This window comes from Erwinia aphidicola, from assembly GCF_024169515.1.
GTDB lineage: Bacteria > Pseudomonadota > Gammaproteobacteria > Enterobacterales > Enterobacteriaceae > Erwinia > Erwinia aphidicola.
The window spans coordinates 1-21799 of record NZ_JAMKCQ010000001.1; the positions used below are offsets into that span (position 1 = coordinate 1).

General features: G+C 60.1%; 13 protein-coding genes. 10 read left to right on the forward strand and 3 right to left on the reverse strand.

Annotated elements, in window-relative coordinates; genetic code table 11:
- The coding region (gene udk, locus J2Y91_RS00005) for a uridine kinase (RefSeq protein ID WP_253536741.1) at positions 1-495 on the reverse strand (495 nt) is incomplete at its 3' end.
- 189 nt (positions 496-684) lie between these two features.
- Here udk and J2Y91_RS00010 point away from each other — a divergent pair.
- Together J2Y91_RS00010 and J2Y91_RS00015 are read left to right on the forward strand one after the other, a co-directional pair.
- The gene (locus tag J2Y91_RS00010; RefSeq protein WP_253536743.1) at positions 685-1314 is read left to right on the forward strand and encodes a phosphatase PAP2 family protein; all 630 of its coding nucleotides are present in this window, start codon (positions 685-687) and stop codon (positions 1312-1314) included.
- Between the two features lie 155 nt (positions 1315-1469).
- Positions 1470-4808: a diguanylate cyclase gene (locus J2Y91_RS00015; protein ID WP_253536745.1), complete on the forward strand. Its 3339-nt coding sequence runs from the start codon at positions 1470-1472 to the stop codon at positions 4806-4808.
- Here the strand turns inward: J2Y91_RS00015 and J2Y91_RS00020 are convergent.
- On the reverse strand, positions 4801-6192 hold the full coding sequence (locus J2Y91_RS00020; protein WP_133623286.1) for a hypothetical protein: 1392 nt from the start codon (positions 6190-6192) through the stop codon (positions 4801-4803). The two genes, J2Y91_RS00015 and J2Y91_RS00020, sit on opposite strands and share 8 nt — an antisense overlap.
- A gap of 170 nt (positions 6193-6362) precedes the next feature.
- Here J2Y91_RS00020 and yegD point away from each other — a divergent pair, with 170 nt between their 5' ends.
- Positions 6363-7715: a molecular chaperone gene (gene yegD / locus J2Y91_RS00025; protein WP_133623285.1), complete on the forward strand. Its 1353-nt coding sequence runs from the start codon at positions 6363-6365 to the stop codon at positions 7713-7715.
- A 204-nt stretch (positions 7716-7919) separates the two neighbouring features.
- On the opposite strand, the gene J2Y91_RS00030 is transcribed toward yegD, so the two are convergent.
- Positions 7920-8882, reverse strand: a complete 963-nt coding sequence (locus J2Y91_RS00030) for an aldo/keto reductase (RefSeq protein ID WP_099755259.1) — start codon at positions 8880-8882, stop codon at positions 7920-7922.
- Between the two features lie 246 nt (positions 8883-9128).
- Here J2Y91_RS00030 and J2Y91_RS00035 point away from each other — a divergent pair, with 246 nt between their 5' ends.
- The 7 genes from J2Y91_RS00035 (at position 9129) to trhP (ending at position 21578) form a co-directional block, all read left to right on the forward strand.
- The gene (locus J2Y91_RS00035) at positions 9129-10361 is read left to right on the forward strand and encodes an MdtA/MuxA family multidrug efflux RND transporter periplasmic adaptor subunit (RefSeq protein ID WP_048915563.1); all 1233 of its coding nucleotides are present in this window, start codon (positions 9129-9131) and stop codon (positions 10359-10361) included.
- Positions 10361-13480: an MdtB/MuxB family multidrug efflux RND transporter permease subunit gene (locus J2Y91_RS00040; RefSeq protein ID WP_133623284.1), complete on the forward strand. Its 3120-nt coding sequence runs from the start codon at positions 10361-10363 to the stop codon at positions 13478-13480. The genes J2Y91_RS00035 and J2Y91_RS00040 overlap by 1 nt, the downstream gene beginning before the upstream one ends.
- On the forward strand, positions 13477-16551 hold the full coding sequence (mdtC, locus tag J2Y91_RS00045; RefSeq protein WP_133623283.1) for a multidrug efflux RND transporter permease subunit MdtC: 3075 nt from the start codon (positions 13477-13479) through the stop codon (positions 16549-16551). The genes J2Y91_RS00040 and mdtC overlap by 4 nt, the downstream gene beginning before the upstream one ends.
- A gap of 1 nt (position 16552) precedes the next feature.
- Positions 16553-17962: an MFS transporter gene (locus J2Y91_RS00050; protein ID WP_133623282.1), complete on the forward strand. Its 1410-nt coding sequence runs from the start codon at positions 16553-16555 to the stop codon at positions 17960-17962.
- Positions 17963-19348, forward strand: a complete 1386-nt coding sequence (gene baeS / locus J2Y91_RS00055; protein WP_133623281.1) for an envelope stress sensor histidine kinase BaeS — start codon at positions 17963-17965, stop codon at positions 19346-19348.
- 14 nt (positions 19349-19362) lie between these two features.
- Positions 19363-20070, forward strand: a complete 708-nt coding sequence (gene baeR, locus J2Y91_RS00060; RefSeq protein ID WP_048915558.1) for an envelope stress response regulator BaeR — start codon at positions 19363-19365, stop codon at positions 20068-20070.
- 125 nt (positions 20071-20195) lie between these two features.
- Positions 20196-21578 (forward strand): prephenate-dependent tRNA uridine(34) hydroxylase TrhP, encoded by a 1383-nt coding sequence (gene trhP / locus J2Y91_RS00065; RefSeq protein ID WP_253536747.1) that lies wholly within the window; start codon positions 20196-20198, stop codon positions 21576-21578.
- Positions 21579-21799: the final 221 nt, after the last annotated feature.

The following is a 21799-nucleotide window of genomic DNA, read 5'->3' on the forward strand; positions in this document are numbered from 1 at the left end:
CATGACCGAATCCATGGAGCGGCCGCGTTCGTTAACATCACGCTTCATACGGCGCATCAGGCAGATATCCAGCGGCGTGTCGACGAAGATGGAGAAGTTCATCTCCTGGCGCAGGCGCGCATCGGTCAGCAGCAGAATGCCTTCAAGAATAATCACTTTCTTCGGTTTGAGAATAATCGTTTGCGAGGTGCGGGTATGCTCAACGTAGCTGTAGACCGGCAGTTCAATCTGCTGCCCTGCTTTCAGCATCTGCAGATGTTGCAGCAGGAGGCTGTGATCCATGGCGCTCGGGTGGTCGTAGTTGGTTTTGACCCGCTCTTCCATGGTTAAATGGCTTTGGTCTTTGTAATAGGCATCCTCTGGGATAACGCCGATGTTTTCATCACCTACCCGATCGCGCACTTCACGATACAGCGTACTGGCAATAAGACTTTTTCCCGAGGCAGATGCGCCCGCGATACCTACGATGACGCACTGGTGTGACTTGTCAGTCATATATTAAAGACCTGATTTTGAGACGATATTAAAAAGTATGAATACACCTGGATGGAACGCCGCAATTATAGGGAGTTAGCCGCTCTGATGCCAGAGAAAAGCGCCCTTGCTGTTTTCGGACTTTCCCGTTAGGCGACAAATGCTTTCACCGTTAAACTGGACAGCAGAAAAACAGCAAAAGGAAACAGCGTGTCCTGGCATCTCATTCATCTCCTGACTTACTTTGGCGACAGCATGTTGCTGATCCCGACCGCCATCATTATGGCGCTGCTGCTGCACTGGAAAAGTGACGATAAGCGCACCGCGTGGTACTGGGTGCTGGCGTTTTGCGCGGCGGGTGCAGTGGTTAGTCTGTCTAAAATTGCCTTTCTCGGGTTTGGCATCGGCAGCGCACGCTTTAATTTTACCGGATTCAGCGGCCACAGCGCGATGTCTGCCACCCTGTGGCCGGTGATGCTGTGGCTGCTGAGCGGCCGTCTTAGCAACGTCTGGCGCGGGCTGGCGCTGGTTGTCGGCTATCTGATCCCGCTGATGGTGGGGATTTCACGCCTGGTGCTTAATTACCACTCCACCAGCGAAGTCATCTGCGGTCTGATCCTCGGTTTCACCCTCAGCACCGCCTTCCTCGTCAGCCAGCGCCGCATCCGCCCGCACGGATTCTCCCCCGTCCAGCTGTGCATTGCCCTGCTGCTGCCGCTGTTGCTGATTGGTCATGGGCGCATCGCCACCACTCAGCAATTTTTACAGCGTCTGTCGGTGCAGATAGCCGGTATCGACCATGCCTGGACGCGCGAAGAGCTGCTGAAGCTTCGCCAGTAACAGGATTCTCTGGCCGCCCCGCGCGGCCACAATCGCCTGTCAATCGTCCGAATACAGGCATCTTTGTATTTCGCGCGCTGCATCGCTTATTTCTTATGCTAGCATGGCAAAAGTTATTAAGATTACGCCTATATCGGCGCCGTGCTGGATGTGTGATGACGACAGAAACTTTGCCCCGCCCCGAGACCTCTCCCCAACCCTGGCTTAACGCCGGGCTGCTGGGGGTATTGAGTTTTGTCGTCACGTTTTACTGCCTGGAACTGATTAAGGTCAGCGGGCAGATCTCGCCGCTCTGGTTCTCTACTGCCCTGATGACCATCGTGGTGTTCCGCAACCCACGCCGCACGCTGCCGCTGCTGTTACTCGGCTGCGTGCTGGGTGTTGCCTGTGCCAATGCGCTGGTGATTGGCCCGGCTCTGTCTAACCTTCTCTTCCCGCTGATCAACCTGATCCAGGCGCTGCTTGGCGGCGCTCTGCTGCGCCTGCTGCTCGATCGCCATGCCCCACTTAGCTCGTTATTAAGCTGGAGTAAAATGTTGGTGGCCGTGGGGATTTTCACCCCGCTGGTCGGCGGGCTGCTGGCCAGCTGGCTGCTGGATATTCATGGCCATGCCTCGCTGCGCTTCTTTACGACCTGGGTGATGTCTGAAGTGGTCGGCATGCTGGCAATCGGACCGGTCTGCCTGCTGTGGCAGCGCGATTATGTGCGCCGCCACCTGCGCCAGAACGTGCTGTTTGAAGCCCTGCTGACGCTGACCGCCACGCTGGCGCTGTGTTGGGTCACGCTGCGCTATGCGCCCTGGCCATTTACCTTCGTGATTGTGATCCTGTTCTACAGCGCGGTGCGCCTGCCGCGCCTTGAAGCTTTTGTGGTCTATCTCGCCACCGTATCGATGATGTCGCTGATGCTGGTGTTCCAGCTGATCCCCATCGACACCACCGCGCGCCAGCTGCTCTCGATGCCCTGGGTCCCCTTCCTGCTGGCGCTGATCCCCAGCCATATGATGACGCTGGTGATGCACTCCTTCCGCGAAGAGCGCAAACATATCTCGGAGAGCGAAACGCGTTTCCGGCATGCCATGGAGTTTTCCGCTATCGGCATGGCGCTGGTTTCCCCCTCCGGCCAGTGGTTACAGGTCAATAAATCCCTGTGCAAACTGCTGGGGTACACCCCGAAGGAGCTACTGTCGCTTAACTTCCAGCAGCTGACCCATCCGGACGACCTCAACGCCGACCTGACGCAGCTGCAGGCGCTGCTGACGGCAGAGATCGACAACTACAGCATGGAAAAACGCTATCTGCGCAAGGACGGCGAGATTGTCTGGACGCTGCTGGCGGTGTCGCTGGTGCGCGACAGCGAGCACACTCCGCTGTATCTCATCGCACAGATCGAAGATATCACCGGCCTGAAGCAGACCGAAAAGGTCAACCAGCGCCTGATGGAACGCATCACGCTGGCGAATGAGGCGGGCGGGATTGGCGTCTGGGAGTGGGATTTTAATAGCGGCACCATGAGCTGGGATAAGCGCATGTTCCAGATCTATCAGTTGCCCAGTGCGATGCAGGCCAGTTACCTGACATGGGTAAACAGCCTGCACCCCGCCGACCGGGAGATGGCGATTAAAACCTTCGATAATGCTGCCAGAGACGGCACCCCGGCGGACGTTGAGTTCCGTATTGAAACCGCCACCGGCATCCGCTACATCCGCAGCCAGGGCAGCATCGTGCTGGATGAGAAAGGCAATGTCGAACGCATGCTGGGTATTAACCAGGATGTCACCGCTATGCGCCTGCTGACCGACGCGCTGTATCAGGAAAAAGAGCGGATGCACATCACGCTCGACGCCATCGGCGAAGCGGTGATCAGCACCGATGACGAGATGCGGGTGATCTTTATGAACCCGGTGGCCGAGAAGATGAGCGGCTGGCTGCAGCATCAGGCTTCCGGCAGGCCGCTAAGCGACATTCTGCGCATCACCTACGGCAGCCACGGCCCCCGGATAGAAAATCTGCTGCAGTGCGATGTGCCGCAGGAAAAAACACCGGGCGACTTTGACGCTGGGCTGGTGCTGCACAACCGCGCCGGCGAACAGTATGCCGTTCACTACAGCCTGTCGCCGTTGAGCACGCTGGAAGGCGAGCAAATCGGCAGCGTGATGGTCATTCAGGACGTCAGCGAGTCGCGGGAGATGATGAAGCGCCTGAGCTACAGCGCCTCGCACGATATGCTGACGCGCCTGCCGAACCGGGTCAGCTTCGAGCGTCAGCTAAAACGCCTGATCGCCAGCGCCAGCGAGCATCAGGTGCAGCATGCGCTGGTGTTTATCGACCTCGACCGCTTTAAGGCGGTAAATGACACCGCAGGCCACGCGGCGGGCGATGCGCTGCTGCGCGAAATCTCCGGGGTGATGCAGCATCACCTGCGCGGCACGGATTTCCTTGCCCGCCTCGGCGGCGACGAATTCGGCGTGCTGCTGGCGGAGTGCAGCATGGAGAAAGCCAGTGAGGCGGTCGGCCGCATCGTTGATGCCGTTAACCAGCATCGCTTTCTTTGGGAGGGCCGCCTGCACCGCGTCGGGGCCAGCGCCGGGTTAACCGTGATTACCCGGGAGAATGCCAGCGCCAGCGAGCTGATGGCCCAGGCCGACCTCGCCTGCTATAACGCTAAGCATAACGGCCGGGGTCAGCTATCGGTGTATGAAAATCACCTGCACCAGCGCCTGAAGCCAGTGATGAGCCGCATTGAAAATGAGCAGATTATCACCCAGCAGCCGATGCGCCTGCAGATCCGCGCCGCCGCGCCGCCGCGCAAAATTCATGCGGTCAGCTTCTGGCTGGCGGAGATGCAGCTGTTTACCCCGGAAGGTTATGAGATTGATGAGGCCAGCTTCCGCGCTGGCTTACAGGATGGTGAGCTGTTCGTCGCGCTCGACCGCAAGCTGATGAGTGAGTTTTTCCAGCACTATGCGCAGGGAGTGATCGGCAAGTCGCTGACGCTGGCCCTGCCGCTTTCCGGCTTCGGGCTGCGTGAGGATGCCTTTATCAGTGACGCGCTGGCGATGATAGGGCGCTATAACGTTCCGGATCATCTGCTGTGGTTCACCATCAATGCCGATGTGCTCAGCCAGCCGGACGAGCGCCTGCATGCTAATATCGGCCGCCTGCGCGCTGCCGGCTGCCGCATCGTGCTGCGCGATTTTGGCCGCAATCTTGATGCCTTCAATCAGCTGCCCGCTGATGAGATTGATTACCTGATCCTCGCTCCGGAACTGGTCAGTAACGTCCACTGTAATCTGATGGACGAAATGATGGTGTCAATTATTCACGGTCACGCCCAGCGCCAGGGGATCCTGACGCTGGCCGGACCGGTCGACCTGCCCGCCGCGCTGAATACTCTGTCATCGATCGGGATTGATGCCGTATGGGGCGATACCATCGCCGCACGCCAGCCATTATCTGCGCTGCTGGTGAACAGCTATTTTGCGATTAAGTAGGGGCAGAACACCGCTGCGCAATCCGCTGACGAGCGCGAATATCATTGTCATCCTCTTTCAGCAGCGCGCTGACGGAGAGCAGTCGGGAGCACGGCAACCCCGCCTCGATCAGCATCGCCAGCGTTACCCCCTGCTCGTCGTAGCGTAAAATATCTGCCAGCTGCGCTGCTGGCAGCGTGGCACGCTGGCGCACCGCGCTGACCAGCACCTGCTGCAGCACCGTGGGGTTTTCATCGCGAAAACGCCAGTTCCCGCGCGCCTCATTCACCAGCGTATTCTCTACTTTCCCGTCAGCTGACGCGCGCTGAAAGCGATCCCACGCTATCAGGTTGCTCTCCAGTACGGCCTGACGGGTGGGTTGAGCGGCGTATTTAATCAGCCACTCCATCAAACTCAGACGGCGCCCCGCACCCTCCGTCAAGGTTTCTTCGAGCTGCGCCGGCTGCTGGTGCAGCGCATTCATCAGCGGCTGCGTTTGACCATTTAACGCCAGCAGCGCCAGCTGCCAGACCCCCTGCGGGGCGGGCAGCCACGCCAGTAAAAAGTTGGCACTTTCGGTGTAGCCGTTAAAGATGGCGGTGGTGAAATAAGATGGCGAAGAGCCACTGCGCGGATGGATCCAGTCCGGACGTGCCTTCAGTAACAGCGCCATGCTGCGGTAAAACTTTTTCCTTTCGGCATCGTGATAAGGCGGTTCGAGGCGCAGGTCGCGCAGCGGATCGTGATCGAAGGTGAGCGCCTGAATCTGCGCCGGAGTCATCAATCTTAAGAACAGATCAAGGGCGACCGGATTATGGTGTTCAATCGCATTACTGAACGGCGTAAAGCCAAACTCCTGCCGATCGAGGGGGGAGATCCCCTGACGAATAAAGTAGTGGTAGCTCTCAACCGGATAATCCTGCTCGACTGCACGGAAAAACAGCTCGCGCTGTTGCCCGCTCGGCAGGCGGTCGAGATCTGCCCATGCCTGCCGCTGCAGCAGACCCAGATTATGCTGCACCTGCTGCTGATGGCGCGCCCATTCCATGGCGCTCTGATGCTGTGGGTAGAACCAGAATGCCGCCGCCAGCAGGATAAACAGCGCCCAGCCGCTCACCAGAGCCTGGAGCCACGCCTGCGGTCGCCAGCGGCCAAACAGCAACGTCAGCAGCGCGCAGAACAGCACCAGCCAGGCCATCATCGGCAGCGCCAGCCCGACAGCATTCAGGCCCTGCCACAGCATCACCGCGGCAATCAGGCACTGCGGCAAGAGCAGCAAGAGAAGGAGCCGCCGCGACGCAGGCTGCTGCCATTTGACGGCCAGAACCAGTGCGCCGATAGCCAGCAACAGCGGCCCCAGCATGATAATCAGCAACAGCAGCGCCACTGACAGCGTTAAGTGCACAATATGCCCCCTGCAAAATAATAAAGAACGATTCCGTTCAGCGCTGCCGATTCTATATGCAGGCGGTTGATATTTGAAAGCCGCGATATTCAAAGCGGGATTTGCCGCTTGCGCCGCCCCCGCACACAGGCTAAAGTCGCCCCCTTTTTTCACACTCAGCGGAGGAAACGATGTTTATCGGTTTCGACTACGGTACGGCAAACTGCTCGGTTGCCATCATGGAAAACGGCGCACCAAAGCTGCTGCCGTTAGAGCAGGGCTCGCCTTATTTACCTTCAATGCTGTGTGCGCCGACCCGCGATGCCGTCAGTGAATGGCTGTTCCGTCACCACCAGGTGCCGACTCCGCAGGCGGAAAACCAGGCGCTGCTGCGCCGTGCCCTCGCCTTTAACCGTGAGGAAGATATTGAAGTGCTGCCGGGCAGCGTGAAATTCGGGCTGGCGTCGCTGGCGCAATATATGGATGACCCGGAGGAGGTGTGGTTTGTTAAATCACCAAAATCCTTCCTCGGTGCCAGCGGCCTGAAACCTCAGCAGGTGGCCTTCTTTGAGGACCTGGTGTGCGCGATGATGCTGCAAATTCGCCTCTCTGCGCAAAGCGCGCTGAATGACAGCGTGACGCAGGCCGTGATTGGCCGCCCGGTCAACTTCCAGGGGTTGGGCGGCGATGATGCCAACCAGCAGGCTGAAGGTATTCTGGCACGCGCTGCCAGCCGCGCCGGGTTTAGCGATGTGGTATTCCAGTTTGAACCGGTCGCTGCCGGGCTGGATTTTGAAGCCACGCTGAGCAAAGAGACGCGCGTGCTGGTGGTGGATATCGGCGGGGGAACCACCGACTGCTCGATGCTGCTGATGGGGCCGCAGTGGCATGATAAAGCCGACCGTAAGCAGAGCCTGCTGGGCCACAGCGGCTGCCGCGTTGGCGGAAACGATCTCGACATTATGCTGGCGTTTAAAGAGCTGATGCCGCTGCTGGGCCTTGGTGGGGAAACCGTGAAGGGCACCGGCCTGCCCGCGCTGCCGTGGTGGAATGCCGTGGCGATTAACGACGTTCCGGCGCAGAGTGATTTTTACGCCGCAGCTTCGCGCAAGCTGCTGCAGGACCTGATCCGCGACGCGGCCGAGCCGCAAAAGGTGCAGCGTCTGCTGAAAGTGTGGCAACAGCATCTAGGCTATCGCCTGGTGCGCGCGGCGGAAGAGAGCAAAATTGCCCTGTCGCAGCAGAGCGAGGTGCTGACCGCGCTGGACTTTATCGAGAGCGGGCTGGAAACCGGGATTAGCGTGGCGGGATTAGAGACGGCTATCAGCCAGCCGTTAGAGCGGATCCAGGAGCAGGTGACGCTGGCGTTAAATACCAGCGGCACCCGTCCTGACGTCATTTATCTCACCGGCGGCAGCGCCAAATCCCCGGTACTGCGTGCCGCACTGCAACAGCAATTGCCGGATATCCCGCTGGCCAGCGGCGATGATTTCGGCTCGGTCACCGCCGGGCTGGCACGCTGGGCGCAGGTGATGTTCCGCTGATTTGGTTGCGGGCGTGCTGGCCCACCTGTAGGGGCCGATCATCTTTTTCGATCGGCCCTTTCACTCGTGCGGTGCGGGCGGGCTGGCTGACCGGAAAAGAGGGTCAGCCACTACGAATCCCTCGTACCGTTGATTTATTGGGTTTACGCTGCACGGACGGGCTGACCGGAAAAGAGGGTCAGCCACTACGGTAGGACCCACACATCAATAGCTGCTCACTTCCGACAGCAGGCGCAAATCGTCATCCTTCAGCTTCAGCACCGCCGCTTTGCTTAGCTCTTCAACCTGTGCCAGGGATGTTGCGCTGACGATCGGGGCGGTGATGCTCGGGCGGGCAATCTGCCATGCCAGTGCCACCTGCGTCGGCGTAGCGCGATGTTTCTCCGCCACCTCTACCAGTGCTTTGACAATCTTCAGCCCGCGATCGTTAAGATACTTCTCGACCACGCCCTGCCCGCGCGCGCTTTTCGCGGCGTCCTCTTTACTCAGGTATTTCCCGCTGAGGAAACCGCTGGCCAGCGAGTAGTAGTTAATCACCCCCAGCCCGTGATCTTTCGCGACTTTCTCCAGCCCGCTCTCATAGCCTTCACGGTCGTAAAGGTTATATTCCGGCTGCAGAGTTTCGTAGCGCGCCAGGCCATTGTCGCTGCTGACTTTCAGCGCCTCCTCAAGACGTTCATCGGAGTAGTTAGAGGCACCAATCACCCGCACCTTGCCCTCTTTAATCAACGCATCAAACGCCGCCAGCGTCTCCTGCAACGGCGTATCGGCATCGTCACGGTGCGCCTGATAGAGGTCGATATAGTCGGTTTGCAGGCGCTTGAGCGATGCCTCAACCGCCTGACGAATATAGTGCGGCGCGAGGCCGGTTTTGCCATCACCGAGGTCCATGCCAACCTTGGTGGCGAGAATAATTTTGTCGCGCTTGCCGCTCTGCTTCAGCCAGTTACCAATAATCACCTCTGACTCGCCGCCCTTGTTGCCCGGCGCCCAGCGTGAATAGACATCGGCGGTATCAATAAAATTGAGTCCCTTTTCCACCAGCGCGTCGAGCAGCGAAAACGAGGTCTTTTCGTCGACGGTCCAGCCAAATACGTTGCCACCAAACGTCAGCACCGGAACCTGAAGCTTGCTGCGGCCCAGCTGGCGATGTTCTAAATTACTCATGATCATTCTCCTGATATGAAGGATGCAACAGCCTGTAAGCTTAGCAAACTAAGCTTTTCGCGCTGCGCTAATTTGTGGCAAAAGATTTGCGTATTCGGCCCGATGAACGCGGGACAGAACAAAACTAACCCGTTATCCTTATTTCCTTCATTTTTCAGCGCTTGAAATCCGCTATTGTGACTATATTCGGGATACTGTTTTGTCCCGCCTGGGCTTCAGGCCCTGCTACCGGAGAGCAAAAAAACCATGAAATCGCAGCGCCGCGTTCCGCTAATTCCCCTGATTATCCTCGTTGCCCTGATCGGTGGTGGCGCTTACTGGTGGCACAGCCACAGCGCCTCATCCACTGCTGAGCCAAAAGCCGGCACTCAGCAACCGCGTGGCAAAGGTGGGCGACACGGCGGCGCGGGTGCAGCGATGGCTCCCGTGCAGGCGTCAGAGGCGGTACGTCAGAGCGTGCCGCAGTACCTTTCCGGATTAGGGACCGTCACCGCGGCCAATACCGTGACGCTGCGTAGCCGGGTGGACGGCGATTTAATGGCGATTCACTTCACCGAAGGGCAGGAAGTCAAAGCCGGTGAGCTGCTGGCCGAAATCGATCCGCGCCCGTACCAGGTCGCGCTGATGCAGGCTCAGGGACAGCTGGCGAAGGATCAGGCGACATTAGCCAACGCCCGCCGCGACCTGGCGCGCTATGAAAAGCTGGCGAAAACCAGCCTGGTGTCAAAACAGGAGCTGGATACGCAGCGCTCGCTGGTCAGTGAAACCCTCGGCACCCTTAAAGCCGACGAAGGCAGCGTGGCCAGCGCCCAGCTCAACCTGAGCTACAGCCGCGTCACCGCGCCCATCTCCGGCCGCGTCGGGCTGAAACAGGTCGATATCGGCAATTACATCACCAGTGGCGATACCAACGGTATTGTCGTGATCACCCAGACGCACCCGATTGACCTGGTGTTCAGCCTGCCGGAAAACGATATTTCCAGCATTCTCAGCGCGCAGAAAAGCGGCGCGGTGCCGGTCGAAGCCTGGGATCGCAACAACAAAAACCTGCTCACCACCGGCCAGCTGCTGAGCATGGACAATCAGATTGATACCACTACCGGCACCGTCAAGCTGAAGGCGCGCTTTACCAATGAAGACGATCGGCTGTTCCCCAATCAGTTTGTTAATGCGCGTCTGAAGGTCAGCACGCTGCAGGATGCGATTGTTATCCCGACCGCCGCGCTGCAGATGGGCAACGAAGGCAGCTTCGTCTGGGTGGTCAACAGCGACAGTAAAGTCAGCAAGAAAATTGTCAGCGTAGGCTTCCAGGACAGTGAAAAAGTCGTGGTTAAGGCCGGGCTGGAAGCCGGGGAGAAAGTGGTCACCGACGGGATTGACCGCCTGACCGAAGGCGCGCAGGTGGAGGTGGTGGCTGCGCAGGCCACGCCGCTGACCTCAGGGAAAAGCGCCCTGCCAAGCAAGGGAGCCAGCGACTGATGCAGGTGATGCCCCCAACGCCAGGCGGCGGACCGTCCCGCCTGTTTATTCTGCGCCCGGTCGCCACCACCCTGCTGATGATCGCTATCCTGCTGGCGGGGATTATTGGCTACCGCTCGCTGCCGGTTTCGGCCCTGCCGGAAGTCGACTACCCCACCATTCAGGTCGTCACGCTCTATCCGGGCGCCAGCCCGGACGTGGTGACCTCGGCGATTACCGCCCCGCTGGAGCGCCAGTTCGGGCAGATGTCCGGGCTTAAGCAGATGGCCTCGCAGAGTGCGGGCGGTGCATCGGTAGTAACGCTGCAGTTCCAGCTGGCGCTGCCGCTCGACGTTGCCGAGCAGGAAGTGCAGGCGGCGATCAATGCCGCCACCAACCTGCTGCCTAACGATCTGCCCAATCCGCCGGTTTACAGCAAGGTTAACCCAGCCGACCCGCCGATTATGACCCTTGCCGTCACCACCTCCAGCATGCCAATGACCCAGGTGCAGGATATGGTGGAGAACCGCGTGGCGCAGAAAATTTCCCAGGTGTCCGGCGTCGGGCTGGTGACGCTCTCCGGTGGCCAGCGGCCCGCGGTGCGGGTGAAGCTCAACGCGCAGGCGCTGGCGGCGCTCGGTATCACCAGTGAAACGGTGCGCACCGCTATCAGCAATGCCAACGTCAACTCGGCCAAAGGCAGCCTGGATGGCCCTGACCGCTCGATTACCCTCTCCGCCAACGACCAGATTAAAACCGCCGAAGGCTACCGCCAGCTGATCGTCAGCTACAGCAACGGTGCGCCGGTGCGCTTGGGCGACGTGGCATCGGTTGAACAGGGGGCGGAAAACAGCTGGCTCGGCGCCTGGGCTAACCGCCAGCAGGCCATTGTGCTGAACGTGCAGCGCCAGCCGGGCGCCAATATTATTGCCACCGCTGACAATATCCGCCAGATGCTGCCTGCCCTCACCGCATCGCTGCCAAAGTCGGTCAACGTGCAGCTGCTGAGCGACCGCACCACCAATATTCGCGCTTCGGTGCACGACGTACAGTTTGAGCTACTGCTGGCGATTGCGCTGGTGGTGATGATCATCTATCTGTTCCTGCGCAACGTGGCGGCGACCATTATCCCGGCGGTGGCGGTACCGCTGTCGCTGGTCGGCACCTTCGCGGTGATGTACTTCCTCGGCTTTTCGGTGAATAACCTGACGCTGATGGCGCTGACCATCGCCACCGGCTTTGTGGTCGATGACGCTATCGTGGTCATCGAAAACATCACTCGCTACATCGAGAAAGGCGAAAAGCCGCTGACGGCGGCGCTGAAAGGGGCGGGTGAGATCGGCTTTACCATTATCTCGCTGACCTTCTCGCTGATTGCCGTGCTGATCCCGCTGCTGTTTATGGGCGACATCGTCGGCCGCCTGTTCCGCGAGTTTGCGGTGACGCTGGCGGTGGCTATCCTGATCTCCGCGCTGGTGTCGCTGACGCTGACGCCGATGATGTGCGCGCGCATGCTGAAGGCCGAGTCGCTGCGCAAACAGAACCGGTTCTCCCGCGCCAGCGAAGCCTTCTTTGAGCGCGTGATTGCGCGCTACGGCATCATGCTGCAAAAGGTGCTCAGCCATCCGTGGCTGACGCTGGGCGTGGCACTCAGCACCATGGCAATCACCGTGCTGCTGTGGCTGGCGATCCCGAAAGGCTTCTTCCCGCTGCAGGATAACGGCATTATTCAGGGCACCGTTCAGGCGCCGCAGTCGGTTTCCTACAGTAATATGGCGCAGCGCCAGCAGGAAGTGGCCTCGATCATTATGAAAGATCCGGCGGTGCAGAGCCTGACCTCCTTCGTCGGCGTGGACGGCACCAACCAGGCGCTGAACAGCGGCCGCCTGCAGATCAACCTCAAGCCGCTTGACCAGCGTGACGACCGCATTCCGGTGGTGATCGCCCGCCTGCAGCAGGAGGTGGCGAAGCTGCCGGGCATTAACCTCTATCTGCAGCCGGTGCAGGACCTGACGATTGATACCCAGGCCAGCCGCACGCAGTATCAGTTCAGCCTGCAGGCAGGTTCGCTCGATTCGCTCAGCCTGTGGGTGCCGAAACTGCAGGCCGAGCTGAACAAATTACCGCAGCTGAAAGAGGTGAGCAGCGACTGGCAGGACCAGGGACTGGAAGCCTATATCCGCGTCGATCGCGACAATGCCAGCCGGTTGGGCATCTCCCTGTCTGACGTCGATAACGCGCTGTATAACGCCTTCGGGCAGCGGCTGATCTCAACGATTTATACCCAGGCCAGCCAGTATCGCGTGGTGCTGGAGCACGACACCGCCGCCACGCCGGGGCTGGCTGCGCTGCAAAGCATCCGGCTGAATAGCACCGATGGCGGCAGCGTGCCGCTCAGCGCCATTGCCAGCATCGAACAGCGCCACGGCGCGCTGAGCATTAACCACCTCGATCAGTTCCCGTCGACCACCTTCTCGTTTAACGTCAGCGACGGTTATTCGCTGGAGCAGGCAGTGAATGCGATAACCCAGGCGGAACAGGATCTGGCCATGCCGACGGAGATCATTACCCAGTTCCAGGGCAGCACCCTCGCCTTCCAGGCGGCGCTCTCCAGTACCGTGTGGCTGATTGTTGCGGCGGTTGTGGCGATGTATATCGTGCTCGGCGTGCTGTACGAGAGCTTTATTCACCCGGTCACCATTCTCTCGACGCTGCCGACCGCCGGGGTGGGTGCGCTGCTGGCGCTGCTGATCAGCGGCAGCGAGCTGGACGTGATTGCCATTATCGGCATTATTCTGCTGATCGGCATCGTCAAGAAGAACGCCATCATGATGATCGACTTTGCGCTGGCGGCCGAGCGTGAACAGGGCATGACGCCGTATGAGGCGATTTATCAGGCCTGTCTGCTGCGCTTCCGTCCAATCCTGATGACCACGCTGGCGGCACTGCTCGGTGCGCTGCCGCTGATGCTGAGCACCGGCGTCGGTGCCGAACTGCGCCGCCCGCTGGGCACCGCGATGGTGGGCGGCCTGATCGTCAGCCAGGTACTGACGCTGTTCACCACGCCGGTGATCTACCTGCTGTTTGACCGTCTGGCGCTCGCCACGCGCCGCCGCTTCAGCAAGCAGGAGGCAGAGTGAAATTTTTCGCGCTGTTTATTCATCGCCCGGTCGCCACCATTTTGCTGACGGTGGCGATCCTGCTGGCGGGCATGCTCGGCTTTCGCCTGCTGCCGGTGGCCTCGCTGCCGCAGGTCGATTTCCCGGTGATTGTGGTCAGCGCCTCGCTGCCCGGTGCCTCGCCGGAAACCATGGCCTCCTCGGTTGCCACCCCGCTGGAACGGGCGCTGGGACGCATTGCCGGGGTGAGTGAAATGACCTCTACCAGCTCGCTCGGCAGCACGCGGGTGATACTGGTATTCGACTTCGAGCGCGATATCAACGGCGCGGCACGTGACGTGCAGGGCGCGATTAACGCCGCCCAGAGCCTGCTGCCAACCGGGATGCCAAGCCGCCCGACCTATCGCAAAGTGAATCCGTCCGATGCGCCGATCATGATTATGACGCTAACCTCGGACACTTACTCCCCCGGCCAGCTGTACGACTATGCCTCAACGCAGCTGGCGCAGAAGCTGGCGCAAATTGATGGCGTAGGCGATGTCACCATTGGCGGCAGCTCGCTGCCTGCGGTGCGCGTCGACCTCAATCCGCAGGCGCTGTTTAATCAGGGCGTGTCGCTGGACGCGGTGCGTACCGCCATTGCCGACGCCAACGTGCGTAAACCGCAGGGTGCGATCGAGGATCAGCAGCAGCGCTGGTGGCTCAAAACCAATGACGAGCTGCAAACCGCTGCCGAGTATCAGCCGCTAATCGTGCATTACAACAATGGCGCGGCGGTGCGGTTGCAGGATGTCGCTACCGTCTCGGACTCGGTGCAGGACGTGCGCAACGCCGGGATGTCCAACGCCCGCCCGGCTATTCTGGCGCTGATCCGCAAAGCGCCGGAAGCCAATATCATTGATACCGTCGACCGGATTAACGCCCAGCTGCCCGAACTGCGCAAAGTCATTCCGGCGTCGATCAAACTGGAGGTGGCGCAGGACCGTTCACCGACCATCCGCGCCTCGCTGCATGAGGTCGAGCAGTCGCTGGCGATCTCGGTCGGGCTGGTCATTCTGGTGGTGTTTGCTTTCCTGCGCTCCGGGCGCGCCACGCTGATCCCGGCAGTCGCCGTGCCCGTCTCGCTGATCGGCACCTTCGCCGCGATGTACCTGTGCGGCTTCAGCCTCAATAACCTGTCGCTGATGGCGCTGACCGTGGCGACCGGCTTTGTCGTCGATGATGCAATTGTGGTGCTGGAGAATATCTCGCGCCACGTCGAAGCGGGGATGAAACCGCTGGCGGCGGCGCTGCAGGGGGTGCGTGAAGTCGGCTTTACCGTGGTCTCGATGAGTATTTCTCTGGTGGCGGTATTTATTCCGCTGCTGATGCTCGGCGGGCTGATAGGCCGCTTCTTCCGTGAGTTCGCCGTCACGCTGTCGGTATCGATCGCCATATCGCTGCTGGTGTCGATTACCCTGACGCCGATGATGTGTGCCTACCTGCTGCGCAATAAGCCGCGCCACCAGCAGCCGCGCATTCGCGGTTTTGGTAAGCTGCTGCTGGCCGTGCAGCAGGGCTATGGCCGCACGCTGAATCTGGTGCTGAATCATGCACGCTGGACGCTACTGGTGTTTCTCGCCACCATCGGCCTGACGATGTATCTCTACGTCTCGATCCCGAAAACCTTTATGCCGGAGCAGGATACCGGGCGGCTGATGGGCTTTATTCAGGCCGACCAGAGCATCTCCTTCCAGTCGATGCGCGGCAAGCTGGAAGACTTTATGCGCATCGTCCATGCCGACCCGGCGGTTGACAGCGTGGTGGGCTTTACCGGCGGGTCACGCACCAACAGCGGCTCGATGTTTATCGCCCTGAAGCCGCTGAGCGCGCGCACGGAAACCGCCCAGCAGGTGATTGCCCGCCTGCGCGGCAAGCTGGCGAAAGAGCCGGGCGCCAATCTCTACCTGATGGCCGAGCAGGATCTGCGCGTCGGCGGGCGCGAGTCCAACGCCGGCTATCAGTACACGCTGCTGTCCGACAGCCTCGACGACCTGCGCGAGTGGGAGCCGAAAATCCGCCGCGCCTTTGCCGCGCTGCCGGAGCTGGCCGACGTCAACTCCGACCAGGAGGACAAAGGCTCGGAGATGGCGCTGACCTACGACCGTGAGACCATGGCGCGGCTGGGGATTGACGTGGCGGACGCCAACGGCCTGCTGAATAACGCCTTCGGCCAGCGCCAGATCTCCACCATCTACCAGCCGCTCAACCAGTACAAAGTGGTGATGGAGGTTGACCCGCGCTACACCCAGGATATCAGCGCGCTTAACCAGATGTACGTGATCAACAGTGAGGGGCAGTCCATTCCTCTGTCGTCGTTCGCCAAATGGCAGCCGCAGAACTCGCCGCTGTCGGTCAATCATCAGGGGCTTTCTGCGGCTTCAACCGTGTCGTTTAACCTGCCGGAAGGGGTATCGCTGTCCGAGGCCTCCGCCGCGATCGACCGCAGCATGACCTCACTGGGCGTGCCTTCCAGCGTGCGCGGCAGCTTTGCCGGTACGGCGGCGGTGTTTGAGCAGACCCAGAGCAGCCAGCTGTGGATGATCCTCGCCGCTATCGCCACGGTGTATATCGTGCTGGGGATCCTGTATGAGAGCTACGTCCACCCGCTGACGATTCTCTCTACCCTGCCCTCGGCGGGGGTCGGCGCGCTGCTGGCGCTGGAGCTGTTCTCCGCGCCGTTCAGCCTGATTGCGCTGATCGGGATCCTGCTGCTGATCGGCATCGTGAAAAAGAACGCCATTATGATGGTCGACTTTGCGCTTGAAGCGCAGCGCAACGGCAATCTCACGGCGCGTGAGGCGATCTTCCAGGCCAGCCTGCTGCGCTTCCGCCCGATTATGATGACCACGCTGGCAGCCCTGCTGGGCGCACTGCCGCTGGTACTGACCAGCGGTGACGGGGCCGAACTGCGCCAGCCGCTGGGGATCACCATCGTCGGTGGCCTGGTCATGAGCCAGCTGCTGACGCTGTACACCACCCCGGTGGTGTATCTGTATATGGATAAACTGCGGCGTAAAGCTAAGCCGCAACCGGCACACGAAGGAGCCTGAGATGGCTAACGCCTCCCCCGCTTCGGTTCGCTGGCAGCTGTGGATTGTTGCCTTCGGCTTTTTTATGCAGGCGCTGGATACGACCATCGTCAATACCGCGCTGCCGTCGATGGCCGCCAGCCTCAACGTCAGCCCGCTGCATATGCATTCGGTGATTGTCTCCTATGTGCTGACGGTGGCGGTGATGCTGCCTGTCAGCGGCTGGCTGGCCGACCGCTTTGGGGTGCGCAACGTCTTCTTTAGCGCGATTATCCTGTTCAGCATCGGCTCGCTGTGCTGCGCGATCTCCGCCACGCTTGATCAGCTGCTGCTGTCGCGCGTGGTGCAGGGCATTGGCGGGGCGATGATGGTGCCGGTCGGGCGCCTGACGGTGATGAAGCTGGTGCCGCGGGCGGAATATATGGCGGCGATGACCTTTGTCACGCTGCCAGGGCAGATTGGCCCGCTGCTCGGCCCGGCGCTCGGCGGCGTGCTGGTCGAGTACGCCAGCTGGCACTGGATCTTTCTGATTAACATTCCGGTCGGCATAGTTGGCGCGATCGCCACGCTGATGCTGCTTCCCAACTTTACGCTGCAGACCCGGCGCTTCGACTTTAGCGGCTTCTTTCTGCTCGCGGCAGGGATGGCCACGCTGACGCTGGCGCTCGACGGCCAGCGCGGCTTAGGCATTTCCCCGCTGCTGCTGTGCCTGCTGATCCTCGCCGGGGTATTCGCCCTGCTGTTCTATCTGCTGCACGCGCGCAATAACGAGCGCGCGCTGTTCAGCCTGAAGCTGTTCGATAACCGCATCTACTCAATTGGCCTGCTCGGCAGCCTGACCGGGCGCATCGGCAGTGGGATGCTGCCGTTTATGACGCCGATTTTCCTGCAGATCGGCATGGGCTACAGCCCGTTTCACGCCGGGCTGATGATGATCCCGATGGTGCTCGGCAATATGGGCATGAAGCGCATTATCGTGCAGATCGTCAATCGCTTCGGCTATCGCAACGTGCTGGTCGGATCGACCCTCGGGCTGGCACTGGTGGTGGTGCTGTTCCCCACCGTGGCGCTGCTGGGCTGGAACCTGCTGCTGCCGGTGGTGCTGTTCTTACAGGGCATGGTCAACGCTATCCGCTTCTCGGCGATGAACACCCTGACGCTGAAAGAGCTGCCCGATGAGCTGGCCAGCAGCGGCAACAGCCTGCTGTCGATGGTGATGCAGCTGTCGATGAGTATCGGCGTGACCATCGCCGGGCTGCTGCTCGGCACCTTTGCCCACCAGGCGGTGACCGACAGCCCGACGGTGCACCAGGCCTTTATCTATACCTATTTCTGCATGGCGCTGGTTATCGCCCTGCCCGCGCTGGTGTTCTGGCGCGTGCCTGCGGAAACCGGCCCTAATGCGCTGCTGGCGCGCAGGAGAAAGCGTTAAATGTTGGCAAAATTACGTATCGGCATCACCGCCAAGCTGTTCGCGGCGATCTTCTCCACCTGCATGCTGGTGCTGATCACCATGCACTGGGGGGTGCGCCTCAGCTTTGAGCACGGCTTTATCGACTACATTAAACGCGGCAACGAGCAGCGGCTGATGATGCTAAGCGATGCGCTGGCGGACCAGTACGAACAGCACGGCAACTGGGACTTCCTGCGCAACAACAATAAGCTGGTGTTTAATATTCTGCGCTCGCTGGAGCAGAATCCCGACGCCAGTAATCAGCTGCCGCCGCACGGCTGGCGCACCCAGTTCTGGATTATTGACCAGCAGTATCAGGTGATGATGGGGCCGCGCGCGCCGGTGCCGCCGGAAGGTTCGCGGCGCAATATCACCACCAGCAGTGGCAAAGTGGTCGGCTGGGTGATTGGCTCGCCGCCCGAGCGCCTGACGCGCAGCGCCGATATCAACTTTGACCAGCAGCAGAAGCGCACCAGCTGGATGATCGTCGGGCTGACGATGCTGCTGGCCGCAGCGGTAACCTGGCTAATGTCGCGCGGCCTGTTGGCCCCGGTAAAACGGCTGGTCGACGGTACCCATCACCTCGCCGCCGGGGATTTCGCCACCCGCGTAGAGTCCTCCAGCCGCGATGAGCTTGGGCGGCTGGCGCAGGACTTTAACCGCCTTGCCAGCACGCTGGAGAAAAACGAAAGCATGCGCCGCGCCTTTATGGCCGATATCTCGCACGAGCTGCGCACGCCGCTGGCGATCCTGCGCGGCGAGCTGGAAGCGATTCAGGACGGGGTGCGCAAGCTGACGCCGGAGTCGATCGTCTCACTGCAGGGTGAAGTCGCGACGCTGACCAAGCTGGTCGACGATGTGCACCAGCTCTCGCTGTCCGACGAGGGGGCGCTGGCTTACCGCAAAAGCCAGATCGATCTGGCGTCGCTGCTGGAGCTGGTCTCCGGGAACTTCTCCCAGCGCTTTGCCCGCCATCCGCTGGCCCTGACGCTGGATCTGCCGGCGAGCGCGCCGCAGTTTGGTGACCCGGACCGCCTGATTCAGCTCTTTACCAATCTGATGGAGAACAGCCTGCGCTATACCGACCCCGGCGGCACGCTGCATATCACTTTGCAACACCTGCCGGACGGCAATTACCTTCATTTTGACGACAGCGCACCCGGTATTAGCGATGAGCAGCGCACTCAGATTTTTGAGCGCTTTTACCGGGCGGAAGGGTCGCGTAATCGCGCCAGCGGCGGCTCTGGCCTTGGGTTGGCAATCTGTCAGAACATTGTCGAAGCCCATGACGGCACCCTTGTTGCGGACCACTCCGATGCCGGAGGCGTGAGAATTACGGTACACTTACCGTATAAGACTCACTGATATGGACTCCTTTAATGCTTCCGGACAACGCTGCTCCGCTGATCTTAATCGTTGAAGATGAACCCAAACTTGGCCAGCTGATGGTGGATTATCTGCAGGCCGCCAACTATCGCACCCACCATCTGATGCGCGGTGATGAAGCCATCGACTGGATTAAGCAGCACGCGCCGGACCTGGTACTGCTCGATCTGATGCTGCCGGGGCTGGATGGTCTGTCAGTGTGCCGCGAGCTGCGCCGCTTCTCCGAGCTGCCGGTGATGATGGTTACGGCGAAAATTGAAGAGATTGATCGCCTGCTGGGGCTGGAGATTGGCGCGGATGATTACATCTGTAAGCCTTTCAGCCCGCGGGAAGTGGTGGCGCGGGTGAAAACCATTCTGAAACGCTGCCAGCGCACGCCGGAAGAAGCCCAGGCAGTCTCGCTGCTGAAGGTTGATGAAAACCGCTTTCAGGCCAGCTGGGACGAAAAACCCCTCGACCTCACTCCGGCGGAGTTCCGCCTGCTGAAAACGCTGGCGCAGGAGCCGGGCAAGGTATTTTCCCGCGAACAGCTGCTAAACCACCTGTACGACGATTATCGCGTGGTGACCGACCGCACCATCGACAGCCATATTAAAAATCTGCGCCGCAAGCTGGAGTCGCTCGACGCCGACCAGCCCTTTATCCGCGCCGTTTACGGCATGGGCTATCGCTGGGAAGCCGATGTCTGTCGTTTGATTTAGATCAAATCCCGCCGCGATTCCCGCCAGTACAATCCCCCGCCGTCGGGCCGATCGAAAAAAATGATCGGCCCCTACAAAAACTAACCCCCATTGCAATTTCTGACCTGACATCAGACTGAGACATCATGTATAAACCGGAACTGCTTTCTCCGGCCGGCACCCTGAAAAATATGCGTTACGCTTTTGCGTATGGCGCAGACGCAGTGTACGCCGGTCAGCCTCGCTATAGCCTGCGCGTGCGCAATAATGAATTTAATCATCACAACCTTGCCCTCGGCATCAATGAAGCTCACGCGCTCGGAAAAAAATTCTACGTGGTGGTAAATATCGCCCCGCATAACGCCAAGCTAAAAACGTTTATTCGCGACCTGCAGCCGGTGGTGGCGATGGGGCCGGATGCGCTGATTATGTCCGATCCCGGGCTGATTATGCTGGTGCGCGAAGCCTTCCCGCAGATGGATATTCACCTGTCGGTGCAGGCCAACGCGGTCAACTGGGCAACGGTGAAATTCTGGCAGCAGATGGGGCTGACGCGGGCGATCCTGTCGCGCGAACTGTCGCTGGAAGAGATTGGCGAAATCCGCCAGCAGGTGCCGGAGATGGAGCTGGAGATCTTCGTGCATGGCGCACTGTGTATGGCTTATTCCGGCCGCTGCCTGCTTTCCGGCTATATCAACAAGCGTGACCCGAACCAGGGGACCTGCACCAACGCCTGCCGCTGGGAATACAACGTGCAGGAAGGTAAAGAGGATGCCGTCGGCAATATCGTTCATCGCCAGCAGCCGATTGCGGTGCGCAACGTTGAACCCACGCTGGGCGTCGGCGAGCCGACCGATAAAGTATTTATGATCGAAGAAGCGATGCGCCCCGGCGAATATATGACCGCCTTTGAGGATGAGCACGGCACCTATATTATGAACTCAAAGGATATGCGCGCGGTGGCGCACGTTGAGCGCCTGACCCGGATGGGCGTCCACTCGCTGAAGATCGAGGGGCGCACCAAGTCGTTCTACTACTGCGCCCGCACCGCTCAGGTTTATCGCCGGGCGATTGATGACGCCGCCGCCGGAAAACCGTTCGACCCTGCCCTGCTGGAAACGCTGGAAGGGCTGGCGCACCGCGGCTATACCGAAGGGTTTCTGCGCCGCCACACGCACGATAGCTACCAAAGCTATGATGCCGGGTACTCCGTCTCCGACCGTCAGCAGTTTGTCGGGGAATTTACCGGCGAGCGGCGCGGTGCGCTGGCCGAGGTCGATGTGAAGAACAAATTCAGCGTGGGTGATAGCCTGGAACTGATGACCCCGGCGGGCAATATCAATTTCACCCTGGCACAGATGGAAAACGGCAAGGCGCAGCCGATTGAGGTTGCACCGGGCAACGGTCATCTGGTGTGGCTACCGCTGCCGGAGGCGGTGGATCTGCAATACGCCCTGCTGATGCGCAATCTGTCAGGCACCACTACCCGCTCCCCCCATGCGGTCGACTTGGCAAAAGAAGTCACATAATGTTACTGATATTAGAATCTGGTCACATAACCTCAGGACATTCCTGGTTATGATGCTCCCGCTCCTAACGAACAAATCCAAATAGCATATCGGTCATTCAAATTTCCACCCGAAAAAGGGATGACCTGGACCACCTCATTTGGCTCGCCCGGCTCCCCCGTGCGGGCCATTTCTTTTTTTACAGCCCTATTTTTTCAGACGTTGTCCCCCTGCGTTACCCC

Bases quoted from the DNA above. Each gene is read 5' to 3' on its own strand.
- J2Y91_RS00015 (WP_253536745.1), top strand. From the start codon at position 1,470: ATGACGACAGAAACTTTGCCCCGCCCCGAGACCTCTCCCCAACCCTGG.
- yegD (WP_133623285.1), top strand. From the start codon at position 6,363: ATGTTTATCGGTTTCGACTACGGTACGGCAAACTGCTCGGTTGCCATC.
- J2Y91_RS00030 (WP_099755259.1), bottom strand. From the start codon at position 8,882: ATGAGTAATTTAGAACATCGCCAGCTGGGCCGCAGCAAGCTTCAGGTT.
- J2Y91_RS00035 (WP_048915563.1), top strand. From the start codon at position 9,129: ATGAAATCGCAGCGCCGCGTTCCGCTAATTCCCCTGATTATCCTCGTT.
- J2Y91_RS00040 (WP_133623284.1), top strand. From the start codon at position 10,361: ATGCAGGTGATGCCCCCAACGCCAGGCGGCGGACCGTCCCGCCTGTTT.
- J2Y91_RS00050 (WP_133623282.1), top strand. From the start codon at position 16,553: ATGGCTAACGCCTCCCCCGCTTCGGTTCGCTGGCAGCTGTGGATTGTT.
- baeS (WP_133623281.1), top strand. From the start codon at position 17,963: ATGTTGGCAAAATTACGTATCGGCATCACCGCCAAGCTGTTCGCGGCG.
- baeR (WP_048915558.1), top strand. From the start codon at position 19,363: ATGCTTCCGGACAACGCTGCTCCGCTGATCTTAATCGTTGAAGATGAA.
- trhP (WP_253536747.1), top strand. From the start codon at position 20,196: ATGTATAAACCGGAACTGCTTTCTCCGGCCGGCACCCTGAAAAATATG.